Origin of the sequence: Algoriphagus sp. UBA3586, assembly GCF_002376385.1 — a bacterium.
In the GTDB taxonomy this organism is placed as follows: domain Bacteria; phylum Bacteroidota; class Bacteroidia; order Cytophagales; family Cyclobacteriaceae; genus Algoriphagus; species Algoriphagus ornithinivorans.
Genome location: NZ_DFMT01000049.1, coordinates 110,471 through 131,393 on the forward strand (window position 1 = coordinate 110,471; position 20,923 = coordinate 131,393).

The window sequence follows — 20,923 nt, forward strand, 5'->3', positions numbered from 1 at the left end:
GAAACTATGGTTGGTTACATGTTAAATTTCCATTATTCCAAGTTCAAATCAAATTCAAAAGACTAATTTTAAAGCATGAAGAGAATGGTATTGGCTGGCATATTTTTAATTGCTCTAATGGGATGTGAGGAAAACTATCTTCCCAAACCTCCAGGATATAATAGAATTGATTTACCAAATCATAGCTACCAGCCTCTATCAGGTGATTATGCATATCAATTTGAGTTATCCGTTCACAGTAGAGTTGAGCCAGATTCCTTTAATTTGGCGGAGAAAAATTGGATTAATTTAAGCTATCCGAACTTTGGAGCTAAAGTTCACTTGACCTACAAGCCGATCACCCAGACTCAGGATTTCAGAACTTTGTCAACGGATGCCTTTAAGTTGACAGCCAAGCATCAAATCAAAGCCTATGGAATCGAAGAGTCGGTCTTGGTAACGCCCAATGGATATACGGGTGTCGTGGCAGAATTACAGGGAGAAGTACCTACCCAATTTCAGTTCTTTGTTACAGATTCCACAGAGCATTTCCTTCGTGGAGCCTTGTATTTTAATACAGCTATGAAAAATGATTCGTTGGCACCTGTAATAGAATACATCAAGGTGGACATGGCCCACCTGATGAATTCAGTGAAATTTCGGGATTAACGCAGATTTTTCCAGGATTTAATAATTATCACTCCACCCACTATTGCCACTGCTGAAGCGATGATTGCTGGAAAGGTCTCACTGTAGATCCAGAAGCCAGTTGCAAATAATGCGGCGTATACCATGATGGAACCAATCAGCATCAAACCAATTTCTTTTGGAAGTTGGCCAACGGTCTGCTTCTCCTCAGGATATCTATCCAACACTTTTTTCCAACCATAAGCAGCCGGATATACTTTTCTATAAAAGCTGAGTAATACCTCGTCCTTTTCCGGTTGAGTCAGGAAAGTAACCAATAACCAGCCTACAGTTGTGATGGAAACTGAGTAGATGAGTTTGAGGTAAGCTTGATTTTCAGGAATTAAAATCCAGTTGACTTTAGGATTGATTACCTCAAAAAATATGGCTACTACAAATGAAATGGCCATAGCAGAAATCTCTGTGTAAGCGTTGATTCTCCACCAAAACCAACGAAGTATAAATATCAAGCCGGTACCCGCACCGATTTGGAGCAGAATGTTAAACGCATCCAAAGCAGAAGAAAGTGCTAAAGCCAAGAATGCTGACAATACCATTAATCCTACCGTGGAAATCCTACCCACAGCTACCAATTCTTTATCAGAAGCTTCCGGCTTTACAAAACGGAGATAAAAATCATTCACGATATATGAGGATCCCCAGTTAAGGTGTGTCGAAAGAGTTGACATGACCGCGGCAATCAATGAAGCCAATACAATTCCGATTAGGCCTGTAGGAAGGAAAGTAAGCATGGCTGAATAAGCTAAATCATCTCCTAATTTATCCACCGGAATCTGAGGGAATGCCTCCTGCATATCAGATATGTTAGGGAAAATCACCAATGAGGAAAGGGCTATTAATATCCAAGGCCAAGGTCTCATGGCATAATGGGCAATATTGAAAAATAAAGTAGCACCTACGGCATTTTTTTCATCTTTTGCCGAAAGCATACGCTGGGCGATATAGCCACCGCCACCTGGCTCAGCTCCTGGATACCAAGTGGCCCACCATTGAATTGCAATCGGAAGGATGAATAAAGGAATATACACATTGGGATCTGTGAAGTCCGGAACAAAATCCAATTTGTCTACCACATTTTCATGTGCCAAAAGATTATTCAGAGAGCCAATTTCTGGTAAATCCAAGATAAAATAAGCGGCTCCAAATGAACCTATCATGGCTATAAAAAACTGAAAGAAATCTGTCAATAAAACGCCTTTCAGACCTCCCAAAGAACTGTAAATCACCGTAACCACTGAGGCTATCAAAAGAGTCTGTACGGGAGAAAGCCCCAACATCACTCCACCGATTTTGATCGCAGCCAATGATACCGTAGCCATAATGACTACATTAAAGAAAATACCCAAATACAATGCTCTGAAAGCTCTCAGGAAAGCAGCACCTTTTCCAGAGTATCTCAATTCATAAAATTCCAAATCGGTGGTGACCTCGGATCTTCTCCAAAGTTTTGCATACACAAATACCGTAAGCATCCCTGTTAACAAAAATGCCCACCAGGCCCAGTTACCTCCTACTCCGTTTTTTCTGACTATATCGGTAACCAAGTTGGGAGTGTCTGCTGAAAAGGTGGTCGCTACCATTGATACCCCCAATAGCCACCAAGGCATATTTCTCCCGGAAAGGAAGAATTCTTTTGCTGAGCTTCCGGCTTTTTTGGAAGTGAAAATCCCTATCAAAAGGGATATGATAAAGAAGGCTGCAATGATGGCCCAGTCTAAAGTGCTGACATTCATGGGTGATGGGTTTATTTAATTCGCCCAAATAACAAAAAATTTATTAAAATGCCTTCTGGCTTTTTTAATAAATTTTAAAAACATTAAAAATTTTCGCTCTTTTGATAAAATTTCCTGAATTCAATGTCTAAAATGGGATCTGTTGTATTTTCAAACTATGAATGAAGCACTCTTTACAGCCATTTTTAAGGAATATGAATTAGGACCTATTTCCAAAGCTACCCTCACTGAATTGGGAGAGGGTTTGATTCATCAGACTTTTTTATTGAATACTCCAGAAGGTTTATTTGTTCTCCAAGCCTTTAATCGGGAAGTATTTCAATTCCCGGAAAGAATATCCTCCAATTTAAGCTTGCTGGCTGAATATAGAGACAGTCATCCATTTCAATATGATCTTCCTCTGCCTTTAAAGTCTGCTGAAGGAAAAAATATGATAGACTGGGAAGGGAAACTCTATCGGCTTTTTGATTTTGTTCAGGGCACCACTATTCAAGAAATCGAAAGTAAAGAGCAGGCATATGTTGCGGGGGAAGCGTATGGATTTTTCGCATCCTGGGCGAAGGATGTTGACCTCAGTCTTTATCAGGAAACTATTCCCAATTTTCATCGGTTGGACTTGCGGTATGAGAGGTTTTTGGAGGTGGCTAGTTCAAAGCAAAACCTTAATGAAGAGGAACAGTCAATTTTGATGTTTTATATCAACCAAAAGCCCTTAGTGGAGGCTTACAAATCCTGGATCTCCAATCTTCCCTTACGCTTAACCCATAATGACACCAAGATCAATAATTTGATTTTTTCTGAAAATGCTCAAAATGTGAAAGCCTTGATCGACTTGGATACCTTAATGCCAGGATATCTGCTTTATGATTTGGGAGACCTGATTCGTACAGTTGGCTGCTCGGTATCCGAAACAAGTATCAATTGGCCGGCTATCCATTTGAATATTGACGTTTATGAAGAGCTTCTAAAAGGGTATTGGTCAGGAATTAGAAGTATTGCAACTTCAGCGGAAAAAGAGTCATTGCTATTGGCAGGAGAAATCATGACTTGTATCATGGGATTGAGATTTTTTACGGATCATTTGATGGGGAATGTCTATTATAAGGTAAAGTACCCCGAGCAAAATCTTCACAGAGCGAAAAATCAGATGATCTTTTTAAAAGATCAGCAAGCCAAAAGAAAGATTCTTGAAGAGATAGGAAATAAAGTTTGTCTTTAAACCAGTAGGACCTGACAATTTTAGTCAAAAACTTGGCTTTTGATGCTTACCCGATTTAATTTGCTTTCCTCTAAAACCAGAATCTCTTGTCCGGATTTTTCGACACAAAAATTGAATTTCTAAAAGGTGTTGGTCCCCAACGGGCGGATTTGCTGAATAAGGAGCTTTCAATTTTTTCTTATGGAGATTTGTTACAGCATTACCCTTTTCGCTACGAAGATAGAAGCAAGTTTTATAAAATCCGGGAGCTCCATGAGGAGTTAGAAAATGTCCAAGTAATCGCCCGGATTTTGAAAGTGGAGCTGATTGGAATGGGCGGAAAAAGGCGACTGGTAGCTCATGTGGCTGATGAAACCGGAGAAATGGAAATGACTTGGTTTAAGGGAATTCAATGGGTCCAAAAGAAATTGCCAACTGGGGCGGTATTCATATTTTTTGGAAAGCCTGCTCAGTTTGGGAGAAAATGGAGTATCGCCCATCCAGAGATGGAACCACTATCCCAAGCTTCGGAAAAGAGAAATAATTTTCAGCCGGTTTATTCAACTACGGAAAAGCTGAGAGCCCGCTTTTTGGATAGTAGAGGGATTTCCAAAATCATGGAGCAGTTGGTGCAGGCCTGCTATCCTCATATTCAGGAAACACTTCCTCAGGAGATCCTTCAACAATATCAACTGATTGGAAAAAGAGAAGCTGTTAAGGAAATACATTTTCCATCGGAGCCAGGCCTTTTACACCGAGCCAGGAAACGCCTAAAGTTCGAAGAGTTTTTCTTTTTACAGTTGAGGCTTTTGATGATGAAAGTTGCCAGAACTGAAAAGTTCAAGGGACAAGTTTTGGACAACACGGAATTGTTGACTGATTTCTACCAAAATCATATTCCTTTTGAATTAACCAATGCACAAAAGCGTGTTATTCGAGAGGCCTATCATGATCTTAAGTCAGGTAAGCAGATGAATCGCCTGGTACAGGGAGATGTAGGAAGTGGAAAGACCATGGTCGCTTTTATTTGTATGTTGATAGCGATCAGTTCCGGTGCACAGGCATGTTTGATGGCTCCAACTGAGATTTTGGCAAATCAGCATTATGAGGGCCTGAAAGAGTTTGCGGATATGATGGGTTTGAAAATCGCAATCCTCACCGGCTCTGTTAAAAAATCAGCCAGGAAAATAATACATGAAGAACTGCTGTCGGGCGAATTGAAAATTCTCATTGGAACCCATGCATTGTTGGAAGATATAGTACAGTTTCAAAATTTGGGTTTGGCCATTGTAGATGAGCAGCATCGCTTTGGAGTAGCTCAAAGAGCGAAGCTTTGGGCAAAAAATGAGGAATTTCTCCCCCATGTGTTAGTCATGACTGCAACGCCAATTCCCAGGACTTTGGCGATGACCCTTTATGGAGATTTGGATGTGTCGGTGATTGATGAATTACCTGCCGGAAGAAAACCAATACAAACAGTGCATCGATATGATAAAGACCGCTTAAAAGTATTTGGTTTTATCAATCAGGAAATTCAAAAAGGGAGACAGGTATACATTGTTTACCCTTTGATAGAAGATTCAGAAACTTTAGATCTAAAGTCCTTGATGGATGGCTATGAAAGTATAGCCCGTGCATTTCCACAATATCCACTGAGCATTGTTCATGGATCCATGAAGTCAGATGCCAAAGATTATGAAATGCAACGTTTCGTGAAGGGGGAAACCAAAATCATGGTTGCCACTACAGTGATTGAAGTAGGCGTGAATGTTCCAAATGCTTCTGTAATGGTGATTGAAAATGCAGAGCGATTTGGCTTGTCTCAGCTCCATCAGTTGAGAGGTCGGGTGGGTAGAGGTGCCGAGCAGAGTTATTGCATTTTGATGAGTAAGTACGAGCTAAGCAAGGATTCTAGGGTTAGACTGGAGACCATGGTTAGAACCAATGATGGATTTGAGATAGCAGATGTAGATTTGAGGCTGAGGGGGCCGGGAGATTTGATGGGAACACAGCAAAGTGGAGTTACGGATTTGTTGATCGCGGATTTAAGTAAAGATGCCCCAATTTTGACTTTGGCGAGGGATGCTGCTCAACAGATTTTAGCGAATGATCCGAATTTAGCATTGCCTGAGAATGCGCCGATCTTAAGGCAAGTTAGGCAGCAGAAGAAAACGGCCATGAATTGGAGTAGGATATCCTAATTTGCTCGCAACGGCGCAGCTATTTAATCTCCTGCAAAGAAAAGAAGTGGCAAAGTGTTTTTAAAAACTATGTTTTCTATCATCTCTATGTAGTAGAAAAATATCCTAGAACTAGAGTAGTTAAGAGTTATTGGTTAGTGAGTTATTTTCAAACCTATGTGTGCTATTGTGAATCCTATGTGGTTTAAATAAATAGCTCGCTAAGGCATGGCGATTTTATCTCCCGCAAAGAAAAGAAGTCGCAAAGAGTTAAAAACTATGTTTTCTATCATCTCTATGTGGTAGAAAAATATCCTAGATCTGGAGTAGTTATTGGTTAGTGAGTTATTTTCCAACCAAGTTTTCACCTTTCAAATGAAAATCTTGTACTCAAATTATACTATTAAATCCAAATCATCCTGGAAAAAAATCAAAAGGGAATATGAGTTATCTTTGTGATTTTCTTTGCCTACTCGGCTCCTTTGCGATTAGAGTTAAAAAGCCATCAATTGCTAAAAAAGCCTTAAAAGTCCCTATTCCCCTCGTAATTCGTAACTCAAAAATCGTAAATTCCTCCACAAACCTTACCTTTGTACTTCTCCAAAAACCCAAATCCCCATGCCTAACACGATCATTTTTACCAAAGAAGCTCCAGCTCCAATCGGTCCATATTCTCAAGCAGTTCTAGCTGGAAATACCTTATATGTTTCTGGTCAAATAGCACTGGATGCAGAAACCGGCGAGTTGATCAATGAGAATATTACAGAAGAAACACATGCAGTAATGAAAAATCTGGAAGCGGTATTAAGAGCTGCTAAATTCAGTTTTTCAGATGTGGTCAAGTGCACGATATTTATTCAAAACATGGATCAATTTGGTGTCATCAACGAAGCCTATGGTCAATATTTCAAAAACAACCCTCCAGCGAGAGAAACAGTGGAGGTAAGTCGATTGCCTAAACATGTGAATGTTGAGATTTCTTGCGTTGCGGTGAAATAAAATTTGTAAAGCCTGTTTACCCTTTGGCAATTTCCTTTCCCATATTTAGGAAAATCCAGCGGTGAACAGGCTTCACTATTTTCCAATAATAGCGCCCCCATTTTCCCTCAGGATAAAAACGCACAGTTTGGATGAGCTCATCTGGGCCTATCTTCCACTCCAAAAAAACTTTGCCCGGCAAATTCATTTCTGCCTCCAATTCTAAAATTCCCTCTCTTTTATCTGCCTGACAAACTTTCCAAAAGTCAATTGGATCCCCTTTTTTCAATACAGTGGCCGATATTCTCCCTTTTCTAAATCCTATTCCTCCTGTCAATTGATCTAGAAGCCCCCTGATTTTCCATAATTTGGTTCCAAAATACCAGCCATTATCCCCTCCGATTCTCCAAACTTTTTCTACAACAGCGCCTTTATTAACCTCAATAGGAAAATACATTTTTTCGATAATTTCCTGAGGATTGGGCTGAAAGATCTTAATTTTGATTAGAGACTTTTTCACAAAGTGATAACCCAATCGACTACATTTAGTTAATTAAGCATGAACTTCATTCCCTTTCAAAGCGAAACTTTAGTCAGCGCACTTTCTAAGGAAGAGGTCATGGAACATATTTCCAAAAAAACATTGGAGGTCAATTTTTTAGATAAAAGAACTGAAAGTTCCAAAAATGTGGCATTTAATGGGATAGTGGGGAAAAATAGTTTCCGAATTTCCAGAGTCATCAATCGAAGCAATACTTTCCTTCCTTTGATTCTGGGGGAAGTGGAGGATACTGCCAGAGGTTCTATCTTATTTTTGGAATACAAGCTTTTTCCAGGAGCCCTCTTTTTTGTGGTTTTCTGGAGCATTATCCTTTTGGCTTTTTCAGCCTTTTTCTTCGGATTAGCTCAAAATATTATCAATGGAAGCATTTGCTTGGTTATGGCAATTCTGAATTATGCCTTGGCACTTTTTTTCTTTCATCGTCAGGTTAAGATCTCGCGAAAGGAATTTCATCAGTTGATCAACTTACAAATCAAGGATTAAATCCTTCTTACCTAGGGAAAAAGGGCTTTTAGAATTATTTTAGCGGCCTGATATAAGAACTCGATAAATCCAATACCATGAGCATTCGAATAGAAAAAGACACCATGGGGCCTGTTGAGGTTCCTGCGGACAAATACTGGGGTGCACAAACCCAACGTTCAATTAATAATTTCAAAATCGGCGGAGAGAAAAACCGAATGCCAATTGAAATTATTCAGGCATTTGCCATTTTGAAAAAAGCAGCTGCTCAAACGAATGCAGAATTAGGCGTTCTTTCCCAAGAAAAAGCCGATGTGATTTCTAAAGTTTGTGATGAAATTCTTGCCGGTAAACTGGATGATCAATTTCCTTTAGTGGTTTGGCAGACTGGTTCCGGTACTCAGTCCAACATGAATTCCAATGAGGTTATCGCCTACAGAGCACATGTACTGATGGGCGGTTCTTTGGAAGATGAAAAGAAAAAAATCCATCCTAACGACGACGTCAACAAGTCCCAGTCTTCTAACGACACTTACCCAACCGCCATGCACATCGCTGCATATAAAATGGTGGTTGAAACTACTATTCCTGGTGTGCAAAAGTTGAGAGATACCCTGGACGCAAAAGCAAAAGCTTTCAAAGATGTAGTGAAAATTGGTAGAACTCACTTCATGGATGCAACTCCACTAACATTGGGACAGGAGTTTAGCGGATATGTGGCTCAGCTGGATCATGGATTAAGAGCATTGAAAAATACCTTAAGCCATTTATCTGAATTGGCATTAGGCGGAACAGCTGTTGGAACAGGCTTAAATACTCCAAAAGGATATTCAGAATTAGTAGCAAAGAAAATTGCTGAATTCGCGGGTCAACCTTTTGTGACGGCTCCAAATAAATTTGAAGCATTGGCAGCGCATGACGGAATGGTGGAAGCTCACGGAGCCTTGAAACAATTGGCCGTTTCCCTAATGAAAATTGCCAATGATATCCGAATGCTATCTTCAGGACCAAGATCCGGAATCGGAGAGATCTTGATCCCTGAAAACGAGCCGGGATCTTCTATTATGCCGGGAAAAGTCAACCCAACTCAAGTGGAAGCCATGACAATGGTAGCCGCCCAAGTGATGGGCAATGACGTGGCTATATCAATTGGAGGTTCCAATGGACACTTCGAGCTAAACGTATTCAAGCCAATGATCGCCGCCAACTTCCTTCAGTCTGCAAGATTGATCGGAGATGCCTGTGTTTCCTTCAATGATAATTGCGCGGTTGGAATTGAACCAAATACCCCAATGATTCAGCGTCATTTGGAAAACTCTCTGATGCTGGTAACCGCATTGAATACACATATTGGCTATGAAAATGCAGCAGCTATTGCTAAAAAAGCACATAAAGAAGGAACCAGCTTACGTGAAGCGGCCATAGCTTTGGGACTTCTTACTTCCGAACAGTTTGACGAGTGGGTGAAGCCTGAGGACATGATAGGAAGCCTAAAATAAATATGAATTTAGAAGTTTGAATTCTGAAAAGGCCCAATATTTTAAAACCTCTCCAGCGATGGGGAGGCTTTTTTTATTTTTTGGATATCCGCTTTTTTACCAGTATTGACAAAAAAATGGCTTATTGTCGGCTGAAAGGATCAGAATCCGGAAGCTTCGGTCTTCGGTCATCGGTCTTCCAACCAGTCAAGCAAGGAAAATAAGGCAACTGGCATGATTGCGGATAATCAGATTATTTTTTAAATCAAGCCAATTTCAATAAGAAAGGAAGCCCTAAACTCGGGGGGGTGAGCTCTTTCAGCTTTCTCATTTTAGCCTTCTGATTTTCTTAGCTTTTCCACAAATAAGGAAATAAAATATAGCCTGCTGCCGCCACTATGGCATTGATTGCAAAAAGGCTCAAAAGCTTATCTACGCTAACAGACCAATCCAATCCATCCAAGGCGTTTTTGGAAATTCTGATAGCCATTAGCAATATGGGGATGATTACAGGAAAACTCAAAATTGCCATCAAAGTGGCATTATTTCCGGCTTTGGAAGCTATACCGGAGACCATTGTCAAACTTGCGGAAAAGCCCATGGCTCCCAACACTAAATTCAATAAGAATAAGCCCTGATCCTGCACAGGGTTACCCAAGATCACTGAAAATACTCCATAACCCAGCAAGGCCAAGATCAGTGTTAGGCCGGTGTTATAAATAATTTTGGAAAGGATGATCGCTTCAGGCGATGCAATCATGTAGTAGTATAATTGCCTTCCCTGATGCTCTTGTACAAAACTTTTCGCAACTGCATTAACGGCAGAAAAAAGAATAATGATCCAGTACAATGCATTCCAAGTAGGTACAGATAGGTTGCCCATCTTAGCTCCTACACTTAAGTAGGTAATAAAAACAGCTGAAATCACATACAACAGTATTCCGTTGAGGGCATATTTTTGCCTCCATTCCAAGGTGATTTCTTTTTGAATCAAAATGCCGATTTCCTTCAACATGCCTCAAAGATAGGAATAGAACTTAATTCGGCGCCTTTCTATGTTTGGTTCCTTGCTCATAAGCATAGGTCAGCTTCACCAAGGTTTTTTCATCAAATACCCTTCCCAAAAACTGAATGCCAGCTGGTAAGTTCCCGGACACAAAGCCCATAGGTACAGTAAAGGCAGGCTGCCCGGTATGCGGGGCAATGATTTGAGAATTGTCTCCCTTATATTCTTCCTGAAAATTAACGATAGTAGCAGCAGGTTGATTCCAGCTTGGATAAACCAATACATCAAGATTCAAAGAATCCATGGTTTTTTCAATTGCCTCCCGAAAAGCTACCCTCCGGAGGTCAGTGAAAGCATCTCCGCAAGGGATCTCTGGGTTTTGCCCTCTTCCAAAATTGGTAACAAACATCTCTAGTCTGGTTTTTGCAAAATCAGACTTGGTGCCAATTCTTACTACATCCTCCAAGCTCGACAAGGTATCGCGTTTGACATATTCAGCTAAAAATGCTTCCAGATCTTTTCGAAAATCTGCGCACCACTGATTTTGTCTTAGCTCTTGAAAATTTTCTACCTCTACCGAATCTACAATCACAGCTCCCAAGTCAGCCATATTTTCCAATGCCTTATTGAAAAGGGCCGAAATTTCAGGATGTACATTATTTTCACTTAAGGTCCTAAAAACGCCGATTCTAGCTCCTTGAAGGCCATTCTTATCCAAAAAGGCCATATAAGAATCAGGGATTTTCCCTTCTGAAAAACTGGTAATTGGGTCTTTGGGATCTTTTCCAGCCATTATATCCAGCATGCGAGTGGCGTCTTCAACTGTGCGACACATGGGGCCCACTACATCATTTCTTAAATAAAGCGGGACAATCCCTTCCCTGCTAATTAACCCTAAGCTAGTTCGAAAACCTACCAGAGCATTATGAGAAGAAGGACCCCGGATGGAGTTTCCTGTATCTGTACCAATCCCCAAGGTTCCAAAATTCGCAGCAACTGCTGCACCTGTTCCACCACTTGATCCTGCAGGTACATGATCTAAATTGTAGGGATTTCTAGTGATGCCTTTAGTGGAACTTTCAGAATGCATAGGGCTAAAAGCCCACTCTGCCATATTGGATTTAGCCAATACGATAGCTCCCGCCTCTTCCAGTTTTTGAATGATAAAAGCATCCGTTTCAGGATAAAAGTCCTTCAAGGCCAAGGCACCAGCGCTAGTTGGCAGACCAATGGTGTTGATGTTGTCCTTGACAATTACTGGAATTCCATGCAAAGGGCGCAAATTTCCTGTGGCTGCAAATTCTGCGTCCAAGGCTCTTGCTCTTCCAATTGCCACGGGATTGATCTCAGAAATGGAATTGATCGCAGAATCGTTTTCCTCTATGCGATAGATGTAGGCTCTGACCAGATCCTCTGCTGTATAGTCTCCGTTTTTATAGGCCTCATGGATTTGGGAAATCGTCAACTCTTCTAAAGAGATGTCTTTCTTTGTATTACATGAAAAGAAAAGACCTAAAACTCCAATGATACAGATGAAATGCTTCATCAGGGAATTTAGAATTTTATTTTGAGATTTATTTATTCTCTTATTTCAAAGTTTCCTTATACGAATTCCTCTTCTTTGTTTTTATCCCAAAACCGCTCTTCCTTCGGCAAACTTTCCAAATACTCATTGGTCTGATCATATCCTTTTTGGAGAATTTGCTTCCACTTTCTATCATCCATAAAGCCAATTCCTTTCAGATTCAATTCGAAATAATGGGAAACTTTGGACTTGGTTACTTCCTGTTTTTGCAAGGAATTCAGCGTAAGTGAATTGATAATCAATGAACCTATTCCGGGAATTTTAAAGCGTTTCTTTTTTCTAAACCTGTCCATGAAAACGGCCCAACCATTCGGGGAATCCTCATAATCCACTTTTCTGTCTGGCAAGCCTGACAAGGAAACGGCAATAATTTTGGATACCGGATATTTATACATGGGCTCTATCGGCAAATTATCCATTACCGCCCCGTCCACATGTAAATATTGATCAATTACCACAGGAGGAAAAACTCCTGGAATCGCGATACTGGCCATGATTTGCTTCCAGAGTAGTCCTCTTTCGTGGATCTTGGTTGTAGCTCTGGAAAAATTGGTAGACACACAGTAGGAATTAATCCATATGTCCTCCATATCATAATTTTTGAAAAGAGTTTTTGCGAAGCGCTGGATTTTTTTTCCACTTAAAAAGGAAATCATAGGCAAAGCCATATCATTGGAAGTCAGTTTGGATTTTACAGCCACCTGAGTGATTTCTTCAATTTTATCAAAATCAAAATCAGCATAGCTCATGGTAATACCGTATATCGCGCCTGCACTAGTACCACCCAGGAAGTCTATTTCTATCCCTCTTTCCTGCAATGCCTTAACTACCCCAAGGTGGGCATATCCCTTGGCTCCTCCTCCGCCCAAGACCAAGCCTACAGCGGTATTGGTAATAATTCTACAGAACCTGCGGATATCTCTTCCATTCCCTTGACTCACATGGATATGCAGATTGATATCCCTATTTTCTAGCCAATTGGAAGTAGATTCTGGCATTGGTGCATCTTGAGGATGCAACATCAATAGATATATCTTTTTATTGAGGATACTTTGTGAATAGAGTTCTAGCTCCTTTTCTATAGGATAGATTTGAGGATCTGCCTTGAAATCAGTGGCCAAAATTACCAAGTCCGCATAGACCATGCATTGGTGAGACCATTCAGGGTGAGTTTCACTACAGAACAAAATGTTGATTCCCTCATACTGCTCCAGTGAATCGAAGAATGTCTGATCAGCATGCTCTGCCTGAGAATCATAATCAAACACCTGAACCGGAATTTGATTTTCCCTAAAAAAGGTTTCCATATCTGCTGTCCAAGGACTTAAATCATGATCAGCTTGTAAGTTGATTAGGGCTATATTTTTTGGAGGGGTTGACTGGTTTTTCTGAAAGGTGTTTCTTCTAAGTCTGTTGATTACAAAGCCTGTCAAGGAATTCGCTAAGGATGGGTTTTTGGCTACCAAAGTCAGGTATTCTTCCTGATTAAATTCCAAAACCACTGATTTTCTAATCGCTAATACTGAGGCCATTCTAGGCTCACCGGTAAATAAGGCAAACTCTCCAACCGGCTCTCCTTCTCCAATATCTCCCAAAATTAAGGTTCCACTGATATCTTCTTTAATCGCTCTCAGCCTACCAGAAAGTACTATATATAGGATGTTTTCTTTAGCCCCCTGATGGAAAAGATATTCACCGGTATTGAGTTCTTTTTTAGTACCTATTTTAAAAATTTGATCCAGCATTTCATCGCTCATCCCTCCAAAAAGCTTGTGAAAAAGATGATGATAATGCGTATTAAAATCTTTCATCGGAGTTATTTGGGTTTTGAATTATTCATCAGCCTATCTTCTGGGAAAAATTGATAGAAATCCCGAAAAATAAACTTCAAATGTTGACTTATCACTCTCAAAATCAGTTATCTCAACTAATCTCGATAAAATTATCTGATAAAAAAATGAGAGCCGAAATAATTTTAGAAATTTGTAGTTGAAAGGTAAATTGAGCTCTGGCGTAGAAATTCCTTTGATGAAAATTCTAATCAAAAAAAGTCATCTTTAAGCCAACCCTTTTTTCAATTAGAGTTAATAATCTCCAAAACTTTTTCCTTTGGCAAGGCTTCCACAGTTCTGCCATCCTTGCCCATCATCGTTTCTGCAGCAAAAAGTGAATTGATTATTGCTTCTTCTGTAGCCTCAATTACGGCCATAAAAAGTGGACTCATTTCCTCATTTGCTAAAAATTCTGTCTTCAGTTTTTTTTCAGAGTTATAAGGGATTCTAAGACCTTCATTTGTGGAAAAGGCAATCACATAATCCCCGGAGCCATTAGAAGCAATTCCTCCTGTTTTTGCTAGACCCATCATGGCACGCTGAGCCATTCTTTCCAAATTTCTTTCTAAGACGGGTGCATCCGTTGCCACTACAATCATGCAGCTTCCATCTGCTTTTTCCAAGGCATCTTTAAATGGGTATTTTCCCAATTTTTCGCCTACCGGAACTCCTGCTATTTGTAGGTTTCCTCCAAAGTTTGTTTGAACCAATACTCCGACCGTGTATCCACCCAAGCTTTCTGGTAATTTTCTGGAAGATGTTCCGATTCCTCCTTTCCAGCCAAAGCAAACCGTTCCAGTTCCGGCTCCAACATTTCCTTCCGCAACTTGCCCTACTTTTGCAGCCTGAATTGTTTGTATTACCTCATCGTGACTGATATGCATTCCCCGGATATCATTCAGAAAACCGTCATTGGTTTCACCTACCACTGCATTGACAGATTGAACATTTTCATTTCCCGGCTGACCTAAAGAATAGCGCACCACTCCTTCAATACCAGCAGCCACGCTGAGTGTATTGGTTAAAATTATTGGGCTTTCTAGGTTTCCCAGTTCCTGCACTTGAGTCACTCCTGCTAGCTTTCCGAATCCATTTCCAACAAAAATCGCTGCGGGCACCTTTTCCTGAAAGAGATTTCCATCGTGAGCTAGTATTGCCGTAATTCCGGTTCGAATAGACGTTCCTTCTATTTTAGTAAGATGCCCTACTTTCACTCCTTTTACATCCGTAATTGCATTCAAGGGTCCAGTTGGGAGCAATCCAAACTGAATGCCTAATTCTCTAGGGCGGCTTTGGGCAGAAATTTCCATATTGATAAATAAACAAAATAGGGCCGGGATAAGTAGACTTTTCATGCCTTTGAAGAATATTAAAAGGAAAATGTAATTTAGTTTTCCAATCCAGTTGCGCTGGAGAAGTTCTTCCAATATTACCTATCTTAAGCCCTCCATACAAGTTTAGATTTCCATGCTAAAAAAAGAGCGATACGAAGCCTTTATCAATTACTTTTCGGAAAACATGCCCGTAGCAGAAACGGAGCTTCAATACGAGGATCCATTTCAGCTTTTGGTGGCAGTAGTACTATCCGCTCAATGTACTGACAAGCGTATCAATATGGTCACTCCGGCCTTATTTCGGGATTTTCCTACTCCCGCTCATTTGGCTGCATCCCATTTTGATGAGCTTTTCCCTTATATCAAATCCGTTTCTTATCCCAATAATAAAACCAAGCACCTGTTGGGTTTGGGTAAAATGCTAATGGAAGAATTTGGCGGAAAAGTGCCTGAAACTGTAGCAGAACTCACCAAGCTTCCAGGAGTGGGAAGGAAAACCGCAAATGTGATTACCTCAGTAGTTTGGAATCAACCCAACATGGCCGTAGATACGCACGTGTTTCGCGTATCAAGAAGACTCGGCCTGGTTCCTCAAACTGCAAAAACACCTCTAGAGGTAGAAAAACATTTGATCCGCCATATTCCGAAAGAACATGTTCACAAGGCTCATCATTGGTTGATTCTACATGGCAGATATACCTGTTTGGCCAGAAGACCCAAATGCGAAGAGTGTAGCATCACTCATTTTTGCAGGTATTTTGAAAAAAACCAAGGAAAATTAACCGCCGAACCAAAGAAAAAATAAATGTGTGGCATTCATCTGATTTGGGGTAAAGGAGCCAAAGAAGAATCGATTCAGGGACTTCTAAACGAAAGTAGGCACAGAGGTCCCGATCAGGAAGCCTCTTTTAGCCCTTGGCCGGGGCTTTGGCTTGGTGTTAATCGACTCAAAATTTTACATCCCGGACCTGATGCTGATCAACCTTTTTGGGCACCAGATGGGAGGTCGATGCTTATCTGGAATGGAGAAATCTACAACTATCAGGATCTGAGAAATTTACTTCAAAAAATGGGAGTAGAGTTTGTTACCCATTCAGACACTGAAGTTTTGACTCATTGGCTGAGAATTTTTGGTGCAAAAGGTCTTGAAAAATTACAGGGCATGTTTGCCTTGATTTTTGTGGATTTAAGCAACCAAACAGTCTTGGTGGCAAGAGATAAAAATGGTGAAAAACCGCTCTATTATCATCAAAATCAAGATCGCTTAATCATTTCCTCAGAAAGCAGAGGAGTAGGCAAACTCGCGAAGAGCAAGCTGGATAAAAGTCAGTTGGAATATTATTATTACATGAGAACTCCCCTTCAGGGAAAGACATTTTTCAAGGGTGTCAAAGAATGGAAACCCTCCAGATTCAGTTTAATTCGACAGCATTCCGCTTTTCGCTGGGATAATATTCCCTCTCTTCCATCAGCACAACAAGAAGTCTCGAAAAATCGTCTTCAAGAACTGCTATTAGACGCCGTTTTAAAGCAATTTCATGCTGATGTGCCTGTGGGGATGCTACTCAGTGGAGGAATAGATAGCACCTCGCTTTATTCGCTTTGGTATCAGGAAACAGGAGTTCCTTTGCATACTTTCACCATCGCTCATGAAGCTGCGTATTCTAACAAATATGGAGATGCTGAGGCGGTCAAAAAACTTGGAAAAACTCTTCCTTCGGAAAATCATTTGATCCAGGTAGATCAAACCATATTTTGGGAAAACTGGGAGGAATATCTCAGGACTTTGGATTTACCTATTGGGGATTCGGCCAGCTTTTTAACTTGGCTAATTGGTAAGGAGGCTAAAAAACACGTCAAAGTACTGGCGTCCGGAGCAGGTGCGGACGAACTCTGGGGAGGATATCAGCGGCATCAGGCTTTTGATTTCTATTGGAGAAGAAAGGATTGGCTCCTGCGTCTAAAGCCACTTCTTCTCAAACTACCTTTGAACCGAAATTGGGAAAAGTTTCTGACAGGTATAGAGGAAAACCCTAAGAGAACGTTCATGAATTTTTCCGCACTGGAAAGTCTTCAAGAAGACCTCTTTTCAGATCATGAAAGAATTTTTGATGAGCGATTATCATCTTACAAGCAAATGTTGGATTTCGATCGAAGAGTTTATCTGGTTCAGGATGTCTTAAAAATTCAGGATAGTGCCTTAATGGCGCATGGAATCGAGGGAAGGTCGCCTTACTTGGATGAAGGGGTTATTCAATTTTGGAAAGAAATTAAATCTGATGAGCTTTTATTGGGGAAAAAATGGTTGAGGCAAATTCTCAAGGATCGAGGATTAAGTTGGGTGGGCAATCGTAAAAAAACCGGATTTGGATTACCTTTATTGGAATGGTTTTCAGAGAAGGGAGAATTCCGGGAAAGGATCTTTCAGGAACTAGCGACTTTTAAAAAAGATTATCAGGATATACTTCCAAAGGTTACCAATGAACTTTTGGAAAAGCCAGAGAACCATGTCAAAAGTCATTTTTTGACTTTGTACAACTTATTTTTACTAGCTGAATGGCTGAAAATTCAAAAGCTATGAAAATCCTTTACATCCACCAGTATTTCAGAACGCCCGAAGAAGGTGGTGCAGTTAGGTCATTTCATTTGGCAAAGGGCTTGGTAGAAAAAGGATTTGAAGTTGAACTTATTACTGGTGGGAATCAGCAGCACTATGATCAAAAATGGATAGAAGGAATCAAGGTCCATTATTTACCGGTTTCCTATGATCAAAAGTTTGGCTTTTTTCAGAGGATCAAGGCATTCTGGATTTTTGTAAAGCAATGTAAAAAGCTAATTCCAAAGCTAAATCGTCCAGACTTACTTTATATTACTTCCACTCCTTTGACCACGGGTTGGATTGGGCTTTGGGCAAAGAAGAAATTAGCAATCCCCTATATTTTTGAAGTTCGTGATCTCTGGCCGGAAGCACCTGTTCAGGTTGGGGCTATCCAAAATAGATTACTTAAAAAGTACCTTTTTCGGCTTGAAGCCAAAATTTATCGAAATGCATTAAAAATAGTAGCCCTTTCACCCGGAATCGCTGCCTACATCAGACAAATCAATCCACAGTTTGACGTTCAGATCATACCAAATTTCGCAGACTTAAAGCAATTTTTTCCTCAGGAGAAAAACCAAGACCTACTTCAGAAGCATGGATTAAATCCATCTTTGACTATAGCCTATGCGGGAGCCTTGGGAAAAGTTAATGCGGTTGACGAATTGGTGGATTTGGCTAAAATCGCTCAGCAACAGGGTAAGACCTGGCAATTTTTAATCATGGGAGATGGTAGCGAAAAGCAAACGTTGGAAAAGAGCGTTGAAAAATTGAGTTTAAAACAAGTCCATTTCTTTCCCTTTGGTTCAAAAGAACAAGTCAACGAATTATTGGGAATAGCCGACTTGGCCTGGATTTCATTTGCTCACTTACCTGTATTAAAGACAAATAGTCCCAATAAGTTCTTTGATGCCTTAGGAGCTGGCAAGGGTATAATTGTCAATCACAAAGGCTGGGTATATCAATTGGTCAAAAAGCATCAGCTCGGGATTTCTTGCTTGCCAGGGAAAATGGCTAGATGTTTTGAGCAACTGGAAATACTCGAACAACACCCCCAAACCCTGAAAAGTTACCAGGAAAATAGCCGTCTTCTGGCAGAAAACTATTTCACCAAAGAGCATGCTGTAGAGAGGCTTGCTCATCTATTAGATCCAGGAAAAAACCCTCCTAAGCAGGGGGACGAGGTCTATATCCTGACTGCCTGAAAATTTGCTCCGCATCCGGATTACCCATCAATTGGTATAGGCTCACGTCCTGGTTGAATACATAATCGTCCACAATATTCCATCCCAACCATCTTCCTAATCTTCCCGGAGCTTTGGTGCTGATGGCATCTGTGAATGGAGCCTCTCCCATATATTTTCTGATTTCAAATGGGTTGGTTTCATAAAGCAGCTCATTTTCCACAAAGTGAGCCCAGATAAATTCCTCATTGGCAAAGGACTCAGAAATCTGCTCAGGAGTATACCCAATGATAAACTGGTCAGAAGTGCATGGCAAAATTGCTTTAGTAAAATGGTAAGCTTTTCCATAATAAATCATCTCTGCCAAAAGCGTCTTATCCTGAGGGTTTGTTTGATTAAATCTGGAGGAAATTGCTGTGACAATCATCGGTACGATATAAGGCCTGTCATATCGTTCTGCCATATAGCGTGCAAGTTCTGGCTGAAATGTGTGGCTGGGAGGAAGGTAATAATCCAAACCAATGACAATGATGTCCTCAGTCACCACCAAGTCTGAGTTAAAGCCCGAAACAAATGTGTAAACCTTGGGTATTTTAAATTCTGGGAAGTAGTGTTTGATGTATTTAAATGCATTTTCCAGCTGCTTTTCCACATCAGAAAAATCTGTGAAAACCTGTTGCACGGAGTCATTCAGCACCTGCATGGCTGAGTCCTGATGTATAGCTAAAAGTTCGGAAGCCAATGTATCCAAAGAGGGATATAAGTCCGCCTGTAAATAAATTTGGGTAAACTCTGGATGTTTTTCCAACAAGAAGGAGAAATCCTCTTGGGTTTTTGCTGAAAAAAATTCCTGCTCCAGCCGGGTAATAGTAAGCTCCAGCTCTTGATCTAGAATATCTTCATCAAGCTGACATGTTTCTTCTTTTTTGCCGCAGGAAAATATCAATAGAATTAAACTGCTAATAAGAATTAACCTTGAAGCCTTCATGTGATTCACTTTTGATTCGAAAATATCCTTGCAATGATAATGAATGGAAACGAATTCCTTCCCTTTTGAGTATGCATACTTGGCCTTTCCTTAAGGATTGCTTTTCTTTCTGAAGTGAAAAATCAGCTCCTAACCGCTTTTGCATTTTCCAAACAGCTTTCCTTCAGAAAGGTGAGCAATATTGCTATGTTGGGCCTTTCTTTTCAACTGAGCCGAATCCTGAAAAAACCCATTATCTGGGGTCAGCCGACTACATTAAGTATTGAACCTACTACTAGCTGTAACTTACGTTGCCCGGAATGTCCTTCGGGCTTAAGGTCTTTCAGCCGACCTACAGGAATGCTCGAAAATGGGCTTTTTGAAAAAGTAATTCTACAATCCAAAAAACATTTGACCTGGCTACATCTCTACTTTCAGGGAGAGCCATTTCTAAATCCACGCTTTTTAGAAATGGTCAGTTTTGCAAATAAAGAGGGAGTTTTCACCTCCACTTCCACTAATGCGCATTATCTGGATAAGGAAAGAGTAAAGCAGATTTTAGCCAGTGGCCTGAAGCAACTGATAGTCTCCATGGATGGAATCACTCAGGAAGTCTATCAACAATACAGAATTGGAGGAAACTTAAAAAAAGTACAGGAAGGATTAGACAATTTAATCTCTGAGAGAAAAAGGCAAGGGAAGCTTTTTCCACGAATTGTACTTCAGTTTTTGGTGACCGGACAAAATGAACATCAGATTCCTGAATTAAAAAAGTGGGCGAAAGCTCTGGAAGTCGATGAGCTCCAGCTAAAAAGCACACAAATCTATGATTTTGAAAATGGCTCCGAATTGATTCCATCTGATTTGGGCTACTCCAGGTATATCCCTGCAGGGAACGGTCGCTGGAAATTGAAAAAGAAAGTGGAAAACAAATGCTGGAGAATGTGGCAGGGAGCGGTAGTAACTTGGGATGGAAAGGTAGTTCCTTGTTGCTTTGATAAAGACGCGACCCATGTGATGGGCGATTTTCAATCTCAGGCGATCAAGGAAATCTGGAAATCAGCTAACTACCAATCTTTTAGAAAACAGTTGCTAAATGACCGAACTCAAATTGAGATTTGTAAAAACTGCACCGAATAAG

The 20,923-nt window shown here is 40.5% G+C and carries 17 protein-coding genes; 10 read left to right on the forward strand and 7 right to left on the reverse strand.

Annotation, left to right across the window (positions count from 1 at the left end; all coding sequences use genetic code 11):
- Positions 1-75 precede the first annotated feature (75 nt).
- The gene (gldD, locus tag B2906_RS17955) at positions 76-648 is read left to right on the forward strand and encodes a gliding motility lipoprotein GldD (protein WP_144605946.1); all 573 of its coding nucleotides are present in this window, start codon (positions 76-78) and stop codon (positions 646-648) included.
- On the opposite strand, the gene B2906_RS17960 is transcribed toward gldD, so the two are convergent.
- On the reverse strand, positions 645-2,420 hold the full coding sequence (locus B2906_RS17960) for a sodium:solute symporter family protein (protein ID WP_144605945.1): 1,776 nt from the start codon (positions 2,418-2,420) through the stop codon (positions 645-647). The genes gldD and B2906_RS17960 overlap by 4 nt on opposite strands.
- A 157-nt stretch (positions 2,421-2,577) precedes the next feature.
- Here B2906_RS17960 and B2906_RS17965 point away from each other — a divergent pair, with 157 nt between their 5' ends.
- The 3 genes from B2906_RS17965 to B2906_RS17975 all read left to right on the forward strand — a co-directional run bounded on the left by B2906_RS17965 (position 2,578) and on the right by B2906_RS17975 (position 6,797).
- Positions 2,578-3,639, forward strand: coding sequence for a phosphotransferase enzyme family protein (locus B2906_RS17965; RefSeq protein WP_144605944.1), 1,062 nt, complete (start codon positions 2,578-2,580; stop codon positions 3,637-3,639).
- Positions 3,640-3,725: 86 nt separating this feature from the next.
- Positions 3,726-5,819, forward strand: a complete 2,094-nt coding sequence (gene recG / locus B2906_RS17970) for an ATP-dependent DNA helicase RecG (protein WP_144605943.1) — start codon at positions 3,726-3,728, stop codon at positions 5,817-5,819.
- A 597-nt stretch (positions 5,820-6,416) separates the two neighbouring features.
- Entirely contained in the window at positions 6,417-6,797 is a 381-nt protein-coding gene (locus B2906_RS17975) for a RidA family protein (protein WP_091653342.1), read from the forward strand.
- 16 nt (positions 6,798-6,813) lie between these two features.
- Here B2906_RS17975 and B2906_RS17980 read toward each other — a convergent pair whose 3' ends face one another.
- The gene (locus B2906_RS17980) at positions 6,814-7,233 is read right to left on the reverse strand and encodes a DUF2867 domain-containing protein (protein ID WP_286942121.1); all 420 of its coding nucleotides are present in this window, start codon (positions 7,231-7,233) and stop codon (positions 6,814-6,816) included.
- A gap of 102 nt (positions 7,234-7,335) precedes the next feature.
- On the opposite strand from B2906_RS17980, the gene B2906_RS17985 reads away from it, so the two are divergent.
- Both B2906_RS17985 and fumC read left to right on the forward strand, forming a co-directional pair.
- The gene (locus B2906_RS17985; protein WP_091653338.1) at positions 7,336-7,821 is read left to right on the forward strand and encodes a hypothetical protein; all 486 of its coding nucleotides are present in this window, start codon (positions 7,336-7,338) and stop codon (positions 7,819-7,821) included.
- A gap of 77 nt (positions 7,822-7,898) precedes the next feature.
- Positions 7,899-9,299: a class II fumarate hydratase gene (fumC, locus tag B2906_RS17990; RefSeq protein ID WP_144605939.1), complete on the forward strand. Its 1,401-nt coding sequence runs from the start codon at positions 7,899-7,901 to the stop codon at positions 9,297-9,299.
- Between the two features lie 328 nt (positions 9,300-9,627).
- On the opposite strand, the gene B2906_RS17995 is transcribed toward fumC, so the two are convergent.
- The 4 genes from B2906_RS17995 to B2906_RS18010 all read right to left on the reverse strand — a co-directional run bounded on the left by B2906_RS17995 (position 9,628) and on the right by B2906_RS18010 (position 15,056).
- Positions 9,628-10,293 (reverse strand): heme exporter protein CcmB, encoded by a 666-nt coding sequence (locus B2906_RS17995; RefSeq protein WP_091653335.1) that lies wholly within the window; start codon positions 10,291-10,293, stop codon positions 9,628-9,630.
- 22 nt (positions 10,294-10,315) lie between these two features.
- The gene (locus B2906_RS18000; RefSeq protein ID WP_286942127.1) at positions 10,316-11,830 is read right to left on the reverse strand and encodes an amidase; all 1,515 of its coding nucleotides are present in this window, start codon (positions 11,828-11,830) and stop codon (positions 10,316-10,318) included.
- Positions 11,831-11,886: 56 nt separating this feature from the next.
- Positions 11,887-13,680 (reverse strand): patatin-like phospholipase family protein, encoded by a 1,794-nt coding sequence (locus tag B2906_RS18005; protein WP_286942129.1) that lies wholly within the window; start codon positions 13,678-13,680, stop codon positions 11,887-11,889.
- A 263-nt stretch (positions 13,681-13,943) separates the two neighbouring features.
- Entirely contained in the window at positions 13,944-15,056 is a 1,113-nt protein-coding gene (locus B2906_RS18010; protein ID WP_286942131.1) for a P1 family peptidase, read from the reverse strand.
- 112 nt (positions 15,057-15,168) lie between these two features.
- Here B2906_RS18010 and nth point away from each other — a divergent pair, with 112 nt between their 5' ends.
- From nth to B2906_RS18025, 3 genes are read left to right on the forward strand one after another with little or no spacing between them, the layout of a single operon-like run.
- Positions 15,169-15,840, forward strand: coding sequence for an endonuclease III (gene nth / locus B2906_RS18015; RefSeq protein ID WP_219957371.1), 672 nt, complete (start codon positions 15,169-15,171; stop codon positions 15,838-15,840).
- Positions 15,841-17,616 (forward strand): asparagine synthase (glutamine-hydrolyzing), encoded by a 1,776-nt coding sequence (asnB, locus tag B2906_RS18020; protein ID WP_144605934.1) that lies wholly within the window; start codon positions 15,841-15,843, stop codon positions 17,614-17,616.
- The gene (locus B2906_RS18025; RefSeq protein WP_144605933.1) at positions 17,613-18,836 is read left to right on the forward strand and encodes a glycosyltransferase family 4 protein; all 1,224 of its coding nucleotides are present in this window, start codon (positions 17,613-17,615) and stop codon (positions 18,834-18,836) included. Before asnB ends, B2906_RS18025 begins: the two co-directional genes overlap by 4 nt.
- On the opposite strand, the gene gldB is transcribed toward B2906_RS18025, so the two are convergent.
- Positions 18,799-19,803: a gliding motility lipoprotein GldB gene (gene gldB / locus B2906_RS18030; protein ID WP_144605932.1), complete on the reverse strand. Its 1,005-nt coding sequence runs from the start codon at positions 19,801-19,803 to the stop codon at positions 18,799-18,801. The genes B2906_RS18025 and gldB overlap by 38 nt on opposite strands.
- Before the next feature lie 114 nt (positions 19,804-19,917).
- On the opposite strand from gldB, the gene B2906_RS18035 reads away from it, so the two are divergent.
- Positions 19,918-20,922, forward strand: coding sequence for an SPASM domain-containing protein (locus tag B2906_RS18035; protein ID WP_144605931.1), 1,005 nt, complete (start codon positions 19,918-19,920; stop codon positions 20,920-20,922).
- The last annotated feature ends 1 nt before the right edge of the window (position 20,923 follow it).

Excerpts from the sequence above, each read along its gene's own strand:
- nth (WP_219957371.1), top strand. The coding sequence starts at position 15,169 with ATGCTAAAAAAAGAGCGATACGAAGCCTTTATCAATTACTTTTCGGAA.
- B2906_RS18025 (WP_144605933.1), top strand. The coding sequence starts at position 17,613 with ATGAAAATCCTTTACATCCACCAGTATTTCAGAACGCCCGAAGAAGGT.
- B2906_RS18000 (WP_286942127.1), bottom strand. The coding sequence starts at position 11,830 with ATGAAGCATTTCATCTGTATCATTGGAGTTTTAGGTCTTTTCTTTTCA.
- asnB (WP_144605934.1), top strand. The coding sequence starts at position 15,841 with ATGTGTGGCATTCATCTGATTTGGGGTAAAGGAGCCAAAGAAGAATCG.
- B2906_RS18010 (WP_286942131.1), bottom strand. The coding sequence starts at position 15,056 with ATGAAAAGTCTACTTATCCCGGCCCTATTTTGTTTATTTATCAATATG.
- gldB (WP_144605932.1), bottom strand. The coding sequence starts at position 19,803 with ATGAAGGCTTCAAGGTTAATTCTTATTAGCAGTTTAATTCTATTGATA.
- B2906_RS17960 (WP_144605945.1), bottom strand. The coding sequence starts at position 2,420 with ATGAATGTCAGCACTTTAGACTGGGCCATCATTGCAGCCTTCTTTATC.
- B2906_RS17980 (WP_286942121.1), bottom strand. The coding sequence starts at position 7,233 with ATGTATTTTCCTATTGAGGTTAATAAAGGCGCTGTTGTAGAAAAAGTT.
- gldD (WP_144605946.1), top strand. The coding sequence starts at position 76 with ATGAAGAGAATGGTATTGGCTGGCATATTTTTAATTGCTCTAATGGGA.
- B2906_RS17975 (WP_091653342.1), top strand. The coding sequence starts at position 6,417 with ATGCCTAACACGATCATTTTTACCAAAGAAGCTCCAGCTCCAATCGGT.
- fumC (WP_144605939.1), top strand. The coding sequence starts at position 7,899 with ATGAGCATTCGAATAGAAAAAGACACCATGGGGCCTGTTGAGGTTCCT.
- B2906_RS18005 (WP_286942129.1), bottom strand. The coding sequence starts at position 13,680 with ATGAAAGATTTTAATACGCATTATCATCATCTTTTTCACAAGCTTTTT.
- B2906_RS17985 (WP_091653338.1), top strand. The coding sequence starts at position 7,336 with ATGAACTTCATTCCCTTTCAAAGCGAAACTTTAGTCAGCGCACTTTCT.
- B2906_RS17995 (WP_091653335.1), bottom strand. The coding sequence starts at position 10,293 with ATGTTGAAGGAAATCGGCATTTTGATTCAAAAAGAAATCACCTTGGAA.
- B2906_RS17965 (WP_144605944.1), top strand. The coding sequence starts at position 2,578 with ATGAATGAAGCACTCTTTACAGCCATTTTTAAGGAATATGAATTAGGA.